The sequence below is a fragment of the Mesorhizobium sp. WSM1497 genome (assembly GCF_001672455.2).
GTDB classification, from domain to species: domain Bacteria; phylum Pseudomonadota; class Alphaproteobacteria; order Rhizobiales; family Rhizobiaceae; genus Mesorhizobium; species Mesorhizobium ciceri.
In genome coordinates this window covers 4,961,304-4,974,403 of the sequence record NZ_CP021070.1, presented here as the reverse complement: position 1 = coordinate 4,974,403, position 13,100 = coordinate 4,961,304, and the positions used below count along the sequence as shown (strand labels likewise).

11 protein-coding genes are annotated in these 13,100 nt (G+C 62.0%); 7 read left to right on the top strand and 4 right to left on the bottom strand.

Annotated elements, in window-relative coordinates; all coding sequences use genetic code 11:
• The first annotated feature begins 186 nt into the window (after positions 1-186).
• The 3 genes from clpX (at position 187) to A9K65_RS24405 (ending at position 4,750) form a co-directional block, all read left to right on the top strand.
• Entirely contained in the window at positions 187-1,461 is a 1,275-nt protein-coding gene (clpX, locus tag A9K65_RS24415; protein WP_013532190.1) for an ATP-dependent Clp protease ATP-binding subunit ClpX, read from the top strand.
• 306 nt (positions 1,462-1,767) lie between these two features.
• A complete protein-coding gene (lon, locus tag A9K65_RS24410) occupies positions 1,768-4,179 on the top strand; it encodes an endopeptidase La (RefSeq protein WP_013532189.1) in 2,412 nt (803 codons plus the stop codon).
• Positions 4,180-4,477: 298 nt separating this feature from the next.
• The gene (locus A9K65_RS24405; protein WP_006201846.1) at positions 4,478-4,750 is read left to right on the top strand and encodes an HU family DNA-binding protein; all 273 of its coding nucleotides are present in this window, start codon (positions 4,478-4,480) and stop codon (positions 4,748-4,750) included.
• Positions 4,751-4,894: 144 nt separating this feature from the next.
• On the opposite strand, the gene A9K65_RS24400 is transcribed toward A9K65_RS24405, so the two are convergent.
• The gene (locus A9K65_RS24400; protein WP_064995421.1) at positions 4,895-5,917 is read right to left on the bottom strand and encodes an aldo/keto reductase; all 1,023 of its coding nucleotides are present in this window, start codon (positions 5,915-5,917) and stop codon (positions 4,895-4,897) included.
• Positions 5,918-6,094: 177 nt separating this feature from the next.
• Between A9K65_RS24400 and A9K65_RS24395 the strand changes: the two genes are divergently transcribed.
• Together A9K65_RS24395 and A9K65_RS24390 are read left to right on the top strand one after the other, a co-directional pair.
• Positions 6,095-6,661 carry an SIS domain-containing protein gene (locus tag A9K65_RS24395; protein ID WP_027162393.1) on the top strand — a complete coding sequence of 189 codons (567 nt, stop codon included), beginning with the start codon at positions 6,095-6,097 and terminating at the stop codon, positions 6,659-6,661.
• 3 nt (positions 6,662-6,664) lie between these two features.
• Positions 6,665-7,408, top strand: a complete 744-nt coding sequence (locus A9K65_RS24390; protein WP_063167792.1) for a creatininase family protein — start codon at positions 6,665-6,667, stop codon at positions 7,406-7,408.
• Positions 7,409-7,458: 50 nt separating this feature from the next.
• On the opposite strand, the gene A9K65_RS24385 is transcribed toward A9K65_RS24390, so the two are convergent.
• The 3 genes from A9K65_RS24385 to A9K65_RS24375 all read right to left on the bottom strand — a co-directional run bounded on the left by A9K65_RS24385 (position 7,459) and on the right by A9K65_RS24375 (position 11,277).
• Positions 7,459-8,376, bottom strand: coding sequence for a carbohydrate ABC transporter permease (locus A9K65_RS24385; protein WP_064995420.1), 918 nt, complete (start codon positions 8,374-8,376; stop codon positions 7,459-7,461).
• 26 nt (positions 8,377-8,402) lie between these two features.
• Positions 8,403-9,524 (bottom strand): sugar ABC transporter permease, encoded by a 1,122-nt coding sequence (locus A9K65_RS24380; protein ID WP_024504588.1) that lies wholly within the window; start codon positions 9,522-9,524, stop codon positions 8,403-8,405.
• Between the two features lie 88 nt (positions 9,525-9,612).
• The gene (locus A9K65_RS24375) at positions 9,613-11,277 is read right to left on the bottom strand and encodes a sugar ABC transporter substrate-binding protein (RefSeq protein WP_013532183.1); all 1,665 of its coding nucleotides are present in this window, start codon (positions 11,275-11,277) and stop codon (positions 9,613-9,615) included.
• A gap of 289 nt (positions 11,278-11,566) precedes the next feature.
• Here A9K65_RS24375 and ugpC point away from each other — a divergent pair, with 289 nt between their 5' ends.
• Both ugpC and A9K65_RS24365 read left to right on the top strand, forming a co-directional pair.
• On the top strand, positions 11,567-12,625 hold the full coding sequence (ugpC, locus tag A9K65_RS24370) for a sn-glycerol-3-phosphate ABC transporter ATP-binding protein UgpC (protein ID WP_064995419.1): 1,059 nt from the start codon (positions 11,567-11,569) through the stop codon (positions 12,623-12,625).
• Positions 12,626-12,646: 21 nt separating this feature from the next.
• Positions 12,647-13,099 carry an RbsD/FucU family protein gene (locus tag A9K65_RS24365; RefSeq protein ID WP_064995418.1) on the top strand — a complete coding sequence of 151 codons (453 nt, stop codon included), beginning with the start codon at positions 12,647-12,649 and terminating at the stop codon, positions 13,097-13,099.
• Position 13,100 lies beyond the last annotated feature (1 nt).

Here is a 13,100-nt window from a genome sequence, read left to right as displayed (position 1 = left end):
GTTGAGTTTCGGCGGCTTAGCTTTATGCGGGGTTGTCGCGAATCATTGCCACGTTTTCTGATTTGTGTTTCGTACGGAATGCGTTGCGGGAGCCGGGACACACTGGCGGCGGCGGATTCCCGCGATAGATAGAGTATGCGCCCTTTCAGCCAGACCATCGGCGGGCGGCCATGAAAGGACATGAAAATGAGCAAGGTCGGCAACAACAGCGGCGATTCCAAGAACACGCTTTACTGCTCGTTTTGCGGCAAAAGCCAGCACGAAGTGCGCAAGCTGATCGCCGGTCCGACGGTCTTCATCTGCGACGAGTGCGTCGAACTCTGCATGGACATCATCCGTGAAGAGAACAAGACCTCGATGGTGAAGTCGCGCGAAGGCGTGCCGACACCGCAGGAGATCCTCAAGGTTCTCGACGACTATGTCATCGGTCAGCCCTACGCCAAGCGCGTGCTGTCGGTGGCGGTCCACAATCACTACAAGCGCCTCGCGCATGCCGGCAAGAACAACGATGTCGAACTGGCGAAGTCCAACATCCTTTTGATCGGCCCGACCGGTTGCGGCAAGACGCTGCTCGCGCAGACGCTGGCCCGCATCATCGACGTGCCGTTCACCATGGCTGACGCGACGACGCTGACCGAAGCCGGCTATGTCGGCGAGGACGTCGAAAACATCATCCTGAAGCTGTTGCAGTCGGCCGACTACAATGTCGAGCGCGCCCAGCGCGGCATCGTCTACATCGACGAAATCGACAAGATTTCGCGCAAGTCGGACAATCCCTCGATCACCCGCGACGTGTCGGGCGAGGGTGTGCAGCAGGCGCTCTTGAAGATCATGGAAGGCACCGTCGCCTCCGTGCCGCCACAGGGCGGCAGGAAGCACCCGCAGCAGGAATTCCTGCAGGTCGATACAGCCAACATCCTGTTCATCTGCGGCGGCGCCTTCGCCGGGCTGGACAAGATCATCTCGGATCGCGGCCGCAAGACGTCGATCGGCTTCGGCGCGGTCGTCGCTTCGCCGGAGGATCGCCGCACTGGCGATGTTTTCCGCCTGGTCGAGCCCGAGGACCTGTTGAAGTTCGGTCTCATCCCTGAGTTTGTCGGCCGTCTGCCGGTCCTGGCGACGCTGGAAGACCTCGACGAACCGGCGCTGATCCAGATCCTGACCGAGCCGAAGAACGCGCTGGTCAAGCAGTATCAGCGGCTGTTCGAGATGGAAAATGTCGACCTGACCTTCCATGAGAACGCTCTTTCGGCGATCGCCAAGCGCGCCATTGAGCGCAAGACCGGCGCGCGCGGCCTGCGTTCGATCATGGAGGCGATCCTGCTCGACACGATGTTCGAGCTTCCCGCACTCGAAGGCGTGCGCGAAGTGGTGATTTCGGAGGAGGTGGTGACCGGCAGTGCCCGGCCGCTCTACATCTACTCCGAGCAGAAGGAAAAGAAGGGCAATGTCAGCGCCTGACATGAGCCCGCAGCGAAATTCTGAAACGGCGCCGCAAGGCGCCGTTTTGCTGTCGCACAGCGGTTTTGCGCGGCGTACGGGCTGGCGTCGCAAATGTGTCACTCGCGGACGGGTTGGGAGTGCGGATTTGGACACGCCCCTTGATCTTTGGGGGTCGTGCATCCAACTAACTGGAGAAGGCCGAGGTGCCCGATTTCTGTGCTGTAAAACTCCCGTCACAAACGGTGGTAGGCGGAACGATCCCCGGTCGTTAATATAAGATTCGCGGTTGGCTCAATTAGCGGCCGCGACATGAAAGGTTGGACAATGGCCAAAGTATCCAAGGCACCCAGCGACGGCGTCTTCGCAGTTCTCCCACTGCGCGACATCGTGGTGTTCCCGCACATGATCGTTCCGCTCTTCGTCGGGCGTGAGAAGTCGATCAAGGCGCTGGAAGAGGTGATGGGTCAGGAAAAGCAGATCCTGCTTGCCACCCAGATGAATGCCGCCGATGACGATCCCGAGCCCGATGCCATTTTCGACATCGGCACGCTCGCCAATGTGCTGCAATTGCTTAAGCTGCCCGACGGCACCGTCAAGGTTCTGGTTGAGGGCGCCTCGCGTGCGAAAATCGTCTCGTTCACCGACCGTCCCGATTTCCACGAGGCCCGCGCCGCGGCGCTGGTCGAGCCGGAAGAGGAAGAGGTCGAGGTTGAGGCGCTGGCGCGTTCGGTCGTCACCGACTTCGAGAATTACGTCAAGCTGAACAAGAAGATCTCGCCCGAAGTGGTGGGTGCTGCCAGCCAGATCGACGACTACTCCAAGCTCGCCGACACGGTTGCCTCGCATCTCGCCATCAAGATCCCCGAGAAGCAGGAGATGCTGGCCACGCTTTCGGTCAAGGAGCGGCTGGAAAAGGCGATGGGCTTCATGGAAGCCGAAATCTCCGTCCTGCAGGTGGAGAAGCGCATCCGCTCGCGTGTCAAGCGCCAGATGGAGAAGACGCAGCGCGAGTACTACCTGAACGAGCAGATGAAGGCGATCCAGAAGGAACTCGGCGAAGGCGAGGACGGCCGCGACGAGGCCGCCGAGATCGAGGCGCGCATCAAGAAGACCAAGCTCTCCAAGGAGGCCCGCGAAAAGGCGGAAGCCGAGTTGAAGAAGCTCCGGACGATGTCGCCGATGTCGGCTGAATCGACCGTCGTGCGCAACTATCTCGACTGGATCCTGTCGATCCCGTGGGGCAAGAACTCCAAGGTCAAGCAGGACCTGGCTTTCGCGCAGAACGTGCTCGATACCGACCATTTCGGCCTCGACAAGGTCAAGGAGCGCATCGTCGAGTATCTCGCCGTGCAGAGCCGCCAGAAGAAGCTGAAGGGGCCGATCCTGTGCCTCGTCGGCCCTCCCGGTGTCGGCAAGACCTCGCTCGGCAAGTCGATCGCCAAGGCGACTGGACGCGAGTTCATCCGCATGGCGCTGGGCGGCGTGCGTGACGAGGCCGAGATCCGTGGCCACCGGCGCACCTATATCGGCTCGATGCCCGGCAAGGTCATCCAGTCGATGAAGAAGGCCAAGAAGTCCAACCCGCTCTTCCTGCTCGACGAGATCGACAAGATGGGCCAGGACTTCCGTGGCGATCCGTCATCGGCGTTGCTCGAGGTCCTCGATCCGGAACAGAACTCGACGTTCATGGACCACTACCTCGAGGTCGAATACGATCTGTCGAGCGTCATGTTCGTGACGACGGCGAACACGCTGAACATCCCGGCGCCCTTGATGGACCGCATGGAGATCATCCGTATCGCCGGCTACACCGAGGACGAGAAGATCGAGATCGCCAAGCGGCACCTGATGCCTAAGGTGATCCGCGATCACGCGCTGCAGCCGAAGGAGTTTTCCGTCGGTGAGGACGCGATCCGCGCCATCGTCCAGACCTACACCCGTGAAGCGGGCGTCAGAAGCCTGGAGCGCGAGCTGATGAAGCTCGGGCGCAAGGCGGTGACCGAGATCCTGAAGACGAAGAAGAAGACGGTGAACATCACGGCGGCGAACCTCGCCGATTACCTCGGTGTTGAACGCTTCCGCTTCGGTCAGGTCGAGGCTGACGATCAGGTCGGTGTCGTTACCGGACTCGCCTGGACGGAAGTCGGCGGCGAGCTGCTGACGGTCGAAGGCGTCATGATGCCCGGCAAGGGCCGCATGACGGTGACCGGCAATTTGCGCGACGTGATGAAGGAATCGATTTCGGCGGCGGCCTCCTATGTCCGCTCGCGCGCCGTCGATTTCGGCATCGAGCCGCCGCTGTTCGACAAGCGCGACATCCACGTGCACTTGCCGGAAGGCGCCACGCCGAAGGACGGCCCGTCTGCAGGTGCTGCCATGGCGACAGCCATTGTATCGGTACTGACGGGTATTCCGGTCCGGGCGGATGTGGCGATGACCGGCGAGATAACGCTTCGCGGCCGCATCCTGCCGATCGGCGGGCTCAAGGAGAAGCTGCTCGCCGCACTGCGCGGCGGCATCAAGAAGGTGCTGATCCCGGAAGACAATGCCAAGGATCTGGCGGAGATTCCGGACAATGTGAAGAACGGCATGGAGATCATTCCGGTCTCACGTGTCGGCGAGGTGTTGCGCCACGCGCTGGTGCGTATGCCGGAGCCGATCGAATGGGTCGAGCCGGTCAATCCGCCGGCTGCGACAGACAGTGCCGACGACGCTGGAAAGTCTCTGGCGCATTAGAGCGCCGGGCGTCCATCTGGACGCACAAAGGACGCTCTAACGCTTAGACTTGCGCATGGCCCTTGCCGCAAACCGGCTACGGTTTTCGGGGCCATGCGTTGGTTTTCGTCGAGGTTGCAGCGCACAAACGGAGAGCCGGGCCTGACGCCCGGCTTTTTCATGTGAAAAACCCCGGAATTCCGGGCTTTTTCCGCTTTTTTCCTGCCTTTTCGACTTGGTTGCGGGAGCGCTTCTTTCTAAAGTCCGTTTCCTGCCGGATGAGTCGATAGTTCCGGTGTTCTCATGGAAGGGAATTTTTATGAACAAGAACGAACTGGTGTCCGCTGTCGCCGACGCCGCGAGCATTTCGAAGGGTGACGCGCAGTCGGCGGTCGATGCGGTATTTTCCGTGATCACCGGCGAACTGAAGAAGGGCGGCGATGTCCGGCTTGTCGGCTTTGGCAATTTCACCGTGTCAAAGCGTGCCGCCTCGACCGGCCGCAATCCTCAGACCGGCGCCGAAGTGAAGATCCCGGCGCGTACCGTGCCGAAGTTCTCGGCCGGCAAAGGCCTCAAGGACGCAGTCAACTAAGCGTTTTTTCTTTTCAGAGACCTCAGAAAAGCCGGGCTTGCCCGGCTTTTCATTTTGGTGCCCTACGTTGGTTCATGCGACCAGAAAAGCCGGGCTTGCCCGGCTTTTCATTTTGGTGCCCGACGCTGACGCGACGCGGCCGGCTTATGCGGTCGGCGCATCAGTGCGCATAAGACCTTCCTCCTTGAGATCCGCCCAAAGTGCTGCGGGCAGTTTCGCATCGAGCAGCGAGCGATTGCTCTCGACCTCGCTCGGCCGTTGGCCACCGGGGATCACCGAAACGACTGAAGGATGCAGCAGCGGGAATTGCAGGGCGGCCTCGATCAGCCTGACACCATGACGCTTGCAGACGTTCTCGATCCCGGCGACCCGGTCGAGTATGTCCTTCGGCGCTTCGGAGTAGTTGTAGTAGGCTCCGGGCTTCGGCCCTGTTGCGAGGATGCCGGAGTTGTAGGGTCCGCCGAGAACGATGCCGATGCCGCGTGCCTGGCAGAGCGGCAGGAAGGACGTCAGCGCCTCCTGTTCCAAGAGCGTATAGCGCCCGGCCAGCAGGAACAGGTCGAAGTCGCCGCGCTCAGCCAGCGTCTGCGCGACCTGCCACTCATTGATGCCGCCGCCGAACGCCTTGATCACGCCCTGGTCGCGCAGCGACAGCAGGCCGTAATAGCCCGAGCGCATGAACTCCTCGATGCGCCGGTCGGAGGCTCCCTTGCTGCCATGCGTGAAGATGTCGACATCGTGCACGAAGAGTATGTCGATCCGGTCGACGCCGAGGCGCTCAAGCGAGGCTTCGAACGAGCGCATGACGCCGTCATAGCTGTAGTCGTACACCTCGCGGCGTGATGGCGTGTCGAAGAACTTGCCGATGCCGGTGCGCTCTTCGGGCGGGCAGGCACGCATGATGCGGCCGACCTTGCTCGACAGCACATAGTCAGCGCGCTTCTTGCCGCGCAGGAACGGGTTGAGCCGCGTTTCCGAGAGGCCGAGCCCATAGAGCGGCGCGGTGTCGTAGTAGCGGCAGCCGGTCGCCCAGGCGGCCTCCAGCGTGGCGTTGGCGTCCTCGTCGGAGACGGCACGGTAGAGATTGCCGAGCGGCGCCGCGCCGAAGCCGAGCTCGGTGAAACTGATGCCGCCATTGCCGATGCGGTCGAAATGCCGTGTCTTCATATCCTGCCGTTTGCCTCGCTTGATTTGTCTGACATGACACTATCACGCCTGTGATCAGGCAAAAGCATAGCTGCGCGTTGGACACGCATTTTCACGGTTGCTAGCATAACGAAATCAAGCTGTTCGTGGCAGCAAGAGCGGCAAATACCAGGGTGATTTTTCAATGGCGGGTTTGCGGTGAGCGACAAGAGCAAAAGCCTGTTCGAGACCTCACTTGAGGAGCTGGGTGGCGTGCTGGCACGCATCGACGAAAGCCGGATCGACGCCGCCTGCAAAACGCTAGCCGGCGCGCGACAGATCGTCGTCTATGGCTGCGGCCGCGAGGCCTTGCAGGTCAAGGGTTTTGCCATGCGGCTCTACCATTTGGGCCTGCCGGTTTCCGTGGTCGGCGACATGAACACGCCGCCGCTGGGGCAGGGCGATGTCTTCCTGGTCAGTTCCGGGCCGGGAGAAACCTCGACCGTGCTGACCCTGATGCAGGTCGCGCGCCAAGCAGGTGCAACCAATCTCCTGCTGACCGCCCAGGCCGAAGGCAGCGCGGCAAGGCTTGCCGACTTCACGCTGCTCATTCCCGCGCAGACCATGGCCAACGATCAGGGGGCGCAAAAAACATCGGTCCTGCCGATGGGCTCGGTGTTCGAAGGCGCGCTGTTCCTGCTGTTTGAGGTGATGGTGCTGAAGCTTAGGGAATTGACCGGCGTGTCGCCCGAAGCCATGCGCGCCCGCCACACCAACATGGAATAGATCATGCGCTATGAACTGATGCTGCCACACCAGATCCGCAGGGCGATCGCCGAGAATTGGCCGGTCGCTCTGCCGCTCGGCGTGCTGGAATACCATGGCGAGCACATGGCCGTCGGCATGGACACGCTGGCCGTCATCAAGACGCTGGAGCTGTTCGAAAAGGAGAAGGACGTCGTCATCCTGCCGCCCTTCTACTACGGTGCGGCAAGCTATGCGGTGGCGCCGCCGGAAGGCAGCGGCTCGGTGCAGGTCGGCGGCAATGCGCTGGCGCCGTTCGGCGAGGAACTGTTCTACAGCCTGCTGCGCATCGGCTTCCGCAACATCCACGCCATTATCCACCACCAGACCGAGAACTTTGTCGCCGGCATGCCGACCGATCTGGCGTTCAAGGCCGCCGGCCGCCAGGCGATCTTCCGCTTCCTCGAAAAGGAGCGCGGCGAGGGCTGGTGGGGGTCGCAGGCGATGGCGGACTATTATTCAGGACACGCGGCGGGTGAAAATTTCTTCAACTGGGTGCAGGTGCATCCGCTGATGTCGGCTGACATGAACGGCAAGTACCCGTTCGACCATGCCGGCATTGGCGAGACCTCGCTGATGCTGGCGCTATGCCCGGAGGCTGTCGATGCCAATCACTTCGCCGACAATACCGGCTGGTACACGGCGAGCGCCAAGGATGCTTCGGCAGAGCTCGGGCAGAAGGGCGTCGCCATGATCATGGACCACCTGCGGGCAATATTGGGACGCTAGCGCGCGGCTTCCCTTCTCCCACAAGGGGGAGAAGGTAAGAGGGCGCCATGCTACTTCACCGCGCCCGCGGTCATGCCCATGATCAGATAGCGCTCCAACGCGATGCCAATGACGGCGAGCGGCGCGATGGCCGCCGTCGCTAGTGCCGCCATCGACCACCAGTTGATGCCTTGCGAGCCGGTCTGGCTCGCCACCATGACCGGGATCGTCTTGGCGTCGGTCGAGGTCAAAAGGGCGGCGAAGAAATACTCGTTCCAGCACAGCACCATCGCCAGGATGAAGGCGGCGACCATGCCCGGCAGCGCGATCGGCATGACGATGCGGAAGAAGGCGCCCCAGATCGACAGCCCGTCAACAAGGGCGGCTTCCTCGAGCTCGACCGGGATCGAGTTGAACTGGTCGCGCATGATCCAGATGACGATCGGCAGCACCATCAGCGTGTAAAGCAGGATCAGTCCGATGCGCGTGTCGAGCAGGCCGACCTCGCGGTAGAGCACCAGGAAGGGCAGCGCCAGCACCACCGGCGGCAGGATCAGCTGCGACAGGAAGAAGAACGAGATGTCCTCGTTCTTGAACCAGGCGAAATGGTAGCGATAGCGGGTGAGCCCGTAGGCGGCGAGGCTGCCGATGATGATGGCGAGGCTCGACGCGCCGACCGAGGTGATCACCGAATTCATGAAGCGCTTGAGGAACTCCTCGCGCACGGTCGAGGTCTGGAAGATCGAGTCCGGCGACAGGCCGAGCGAACGCCAGCCCTTCCAGTCCGGCTGGAAGTCGACGAAGGGGACGAGATGGCCTTGCGTGACGTCGACTGCGGTCTTGAACGAAGTCGTGATCGTCCAATAGATCGGGAACAGGCAGATGAACGCCCAGAAGGCCAGCGCGCCATAGATGAAGACGCGGCTGGCGAGGAAGCTCGCCGGCGAGCGGATCTCCGAGGCGACATATTCGGTGGTCTGAACGCTCATCGGGCTCAATTCACCCCCATCTTGCTTTAATTGACATTGCGGACAAAACGGTTGGCAAATTTCAACAACCACGTGACGAACACGACGATGATCACCAGATAGGCCATCGCCAGCATGGTTCCGTAGCCGACATTCGAGCGGTCGCGGTATTCGCGGTAGATGAAGCTCGACACGGAATCGGTGGCGCCGCCGGGGCCGCCGGACGTCACGGTGATGATGATGTCGGCAAGCTTCAGCTTGAAGATGATGCGCAGGACCACCGCCGTCACCGACACCGGCAGCATCAGCGGGAAGGTGACCTGCCAGAAGGTCTGCCACGCATTGGCGCCGTCGACGCGTGCGGCTTCGAGCACCTCGCGCGACATCGCCTGCAGCCCGGCCAGCAGCATGATCATCATGAACGGAATGAAGGTCCAGGCATCCAGTATCATGATCGATATGCGCGCGATGATCGGATCGGAGAAGAAGGCGGGATTTTCCCAACCGAGATGGCGCGCCAGCGTTGCGGCCGGTCCGAACCTGTATTCCATCAGCGATTTGCCGATCATCCACGACACCGCGACCGGCGACAGCATCAGCGGCATCAGGAAGACGACGCGGAAGAATTTTCGCGCCCGGATCTGGGCATTGAGGAGCAGCGCCAAGCCGAAGGCAATGACATATTCGACCGCCACCGCCAGCACGTAGAGCACCATGTTGAACAGCGCGTTGCGGTAGTAGGGATCGCCCAGCATCTGCCAGAAATTGTCGAGCCCGTTGAACCGGCGGCCGCTGAAGGAACTGAGGTTCCAGTCGGTGAGCGCGATGTAGAAACCGAACAGCGTCGGGAAGATCACCATGGCGATGGTGAACAGCAGCGCCGGCAGCAGAAACAGGGCACGCTGGCCGTCTTCGCCGCGCGTCAGCACCTGGCCGACACCGATCGCCACGCCCCACAGCACATAGGCATAGACGACGGGGCGCCAGGTCTCGAAGCCGATCGTATCGGGGCTGCCCTTGTAGAGGATCTCCAGCACGATCGTCGCCAGCAGGCCAAGCGTCGCAACGGCCATCAGCGCCCAGCCAAGGCGTTTACGGCCTGGAGAGATCAGATCGGAAGTGCCGGCATCTGCCGGCCACGGGTTCGCGGTCGATGTCTGGTCAGCCACAAATCTCGCCCGTTTGAAGGCTCTCGAGGAGCCGGAGCCTGTCTAAAGTGGTCCGGCGTTGCCGCCGGACCACGGTTCATAGGCCAGCCTACATGCCGAGCGAAGCTTTGTAGAGCTTGATCTGGTTGTCGCGGCCGATCTGGTCGGTCAGCTTCTCCCATGCCGCCGCGATGGCGTCGGCGCCTTCCTGCGCCTTCATCTTGCCCGCGAAAGTGTTGGCCAGGATGTCCTCGGCGGCGCTGTAGTACTGGAAGATGCCGGGGATGCGTGGCTCGATCGCCGCGTTCGGATGGTTGTAGCTGTCGGATTCCGATTTGAGGTAGGAGGTGATGAAGGCCTCGTCGTAGCCGGCCGCCACCCATTCGGGAATGTCGAAATGCGAGTTGCGGTAAGGCTGGAAGCCCGACGGATACATCGCCGTCCAGATCGACAGGTCCTTGCCGCCGAGATGGGCTGCAGCGGACCATGCCGCCTTCTTCTTCTTTTCGTCGGCATCGACGCGGGCCATGACATAGACGCCCCAACCGAGATAGGCGCAGTTGGGCGCATAGTTCGGGCCGCTGGCGAGCTTGTCCCAGGCGCCGGTCTTCGCATTGTAGACATCGTCCGAGCCCGGCAGGATCGAGAAGCCGGTGACGTCGCCGACGACGGAAGAGTCGTTGGTCTTGACGTTGGAGCCGACGTCGCCCCACCAGGTGACCATCGAGCCGGTGCCGGCCAGGAACTGCTGGAAGGCGGTCGTGTTCGGATCGGCGTTGATCTGGTCGGCGGGTTCGGAGGGCAGCGCGTCGATGACGTCCTGGATGGCGCGCACCCAGGCCGGATTGTTGACGCGCGGCTTCATCGTGTCGGCGTCGAACAGCCAGGCCTTGTCGTCGGGGTGCTTGGCATAGGCGGTGGCGCGGCTGCCAAGGAAATAGAAGCCGAAGCCGCCCCAGGGCTTCGGCGCGTCGAGATAGCCATAGACGTCCTGGTCCTTGAGCTTCTTGCCCTTCAGGAACTTGGTCACCGCCTGAACCTGCTGCCAGGTCTTCGGCACGCCCCATTCACCTTCGCCGCCGCCGTCCTTCCAGGCCTTGGCGAGGTCGGCATCGGCGAACACGTCGGTGCGGTAGTTGAAGTTGTGCGCGTCGCCGTCGACGGTCACGCGGTATTGCTTGCCGTCCCAGGTGCCGACCGGCGGCTTCAGATAGCTGACCAGATCGTCGAAATCGATCTGGGTCTTGACCCAGTCGGGCATTTCCGACGTCAGGCCCTTGCCGCAGACATCGCCTTCGAACGGCGCGCCCATTTCGATGATGTCGAAGTCGACGGTCCCGGTCGCGATCGACTGCTGCAGGCGGGCGTTGTAGTCGGCCTGCGCCAGGTCGATCCAGTTGATCTTGGCGCCGGTATAGGTCTCCCATGGCTTCAGGAAGCCGCGGAACAGCACATTGTGCAGGTTCTGGTTGTTGAGACCCATGAAGGTCAGCTCGACGCCGGCGAATTCGCCTTCCTTGACATTGGCCTTGGTGGCTTCGAGGCAGAGTTCACCGACCTTCTGGAAATCGGCGTCCGTCGGCTGGCCTTTGCCGACGCCGGGGATCTGCAGGATTTTTGTGCGCAATTCGCTTGCCGCGGAGGCCGGGCGCGTCAAGGCGCCAAGTCCGGCGCCGGATGCGGCTGCGATCGCGGCCATGCTTGCCGCACCCTTCAATATGTCGCGCCTTGTGGCGCCGGCTCGAACCAGTTTGTCGTAAAGACCCGTTCTCATCGCCTATTCCTCCCAGAACATCAGTGTGAATAAATCGGCCAACTGTCGGACGCCGGAGCGCCAACGATGCTCCCGTTTCGGAAACGAATTAGGCAGGACCCCACCCTGCGTCGATTGAAGTTCCGATTGCGGATCGGGCACCGACATTTTGACCAGCGCCTGCCACTATTCTCACAACCCAACGCCGTGTCAACGAGAGCGGGTTTTTATCTATAAGGGACCGACTTGCCCTGGCAGGTCGCGTTGGTTAGCTTCTGCGCCTACGGCCGGTGGAGCCGATGGGGGAGACATGGCGCAAGTCGCGATCAGCAAAGTGGCCAAGGCGTTTGGAACCGTCAAGGTTCTGCACGAAGTCAGCGTCGATATCGCCGACGGCCAGTTCGTGGTGCTGGTCGGCCCTTCGGGTTGCGGCAAGTCGACGCTGCTCAGGATGGTGGCCGGGCTGGAGACCGTCTCGGGCGGCACGATCGCCATCGGCGACCGCGTCGTCAATCATTTGCCGCCGGCCAAGCGCGACATCGCCATGGTGTTCCAGAACTACGCGCTCTATCCCCACAAGACGGTGGAGCAGAACATGGCCTTTGCCTTGAAGCTGCGGAAGACCGATCCGGCCGTGGTCGCCGAGCGGGTCAAGCGCGCCGCCGACATCCTCGACCTCAACCCTTATCTGAAGCGCTATCCCCGGCAGCTCTCGGGCGGGCAGCGCCAGCGCGTGGCCATGGGCCGCGCCATCGTGCGCAATCCCCAGGTGTTCCTGTTCGACGAGCCGCTCTCCAACCTCGACGCCAAGCTGCGCGTACAGATGCGCACCGAGATCAAGGAACTGCACCAGAGGCTGAAGACCACCACCATCTACGTCACCCACGACCAGATCGAAGCCATGACCATGGCCGACAAGATCGTCGTCATGCGCGACGGCCGCATCGAGCAGGTCGGCGCGCCGCTGGAACTGTTCGACCGCCCGGCCAACCTGTTTGTCGCCGGCTTCATCGGTTCGCCTTCGATGAACCTGCTCAAGGGCACCATGCGCAAGGGCGACAAGCCAGGGGTCGACATCGCAGGCACGCTGTTCCCGATCGGATCGGGCAACGCCGCACAGGACGGGCAAGCGGTCGTCTATGGCGTGCGACCGGAGCACCTCGAGATCCATCCCGACGGCGTGCCGGCGAAGATTTCGGTGGTCGAGCCGACCGGCTCGGAAACGCTGGTGTTCCTGCGCTTCGGCGAAGGCGAGATGGTGGCGCTGTTTCGCGAGCGCCACGACTTCAAGCCGGGCGATACGCTGAAGCTGAAGCCAAGGCTCGACCAGATCCATCTTTTCGACGCAGAGACCGGCAAGCGTCTCTGATCCCAACGCACGAGGAATACCATGCTCAAAGGCATCAACCCGCTGCTCAATGCCGACGTGCTGCAGGCATTGCGGGCAATGGGGCATGGCGATGATCTGATCATCGCCGACACCAATTTTCCGTCCGATTCGGTGGCGCGCCAGACGGCGCTCGGCCGCGTGCTGCGCATCGATGCTTCGGCCGCGCAAGTGGTCAAGGCGGTGCTGTCGCTCTACCCGCTCGACACGTTCGTCGACGATTCGGCCGCGCGCATGGAAATCGTCGGCAAGCCGGACGAGATTCCTGAAGTGCAGAAGGAAGTGCAGAAGGAAGTCGATAAGGCCGAGGGCAAGTCGTGGCCGATGATCGCGGTCGAGCGCTACGCCTTCTACGAGCGCGCCAAACAAGCCTATTGTGTCATCCAGACCGGCGAACGCCGCTTCTATGGTTGCTTCGCCTTCCGCAAGGGCGTCGTGCCGCCGGATGCGGAGTAGC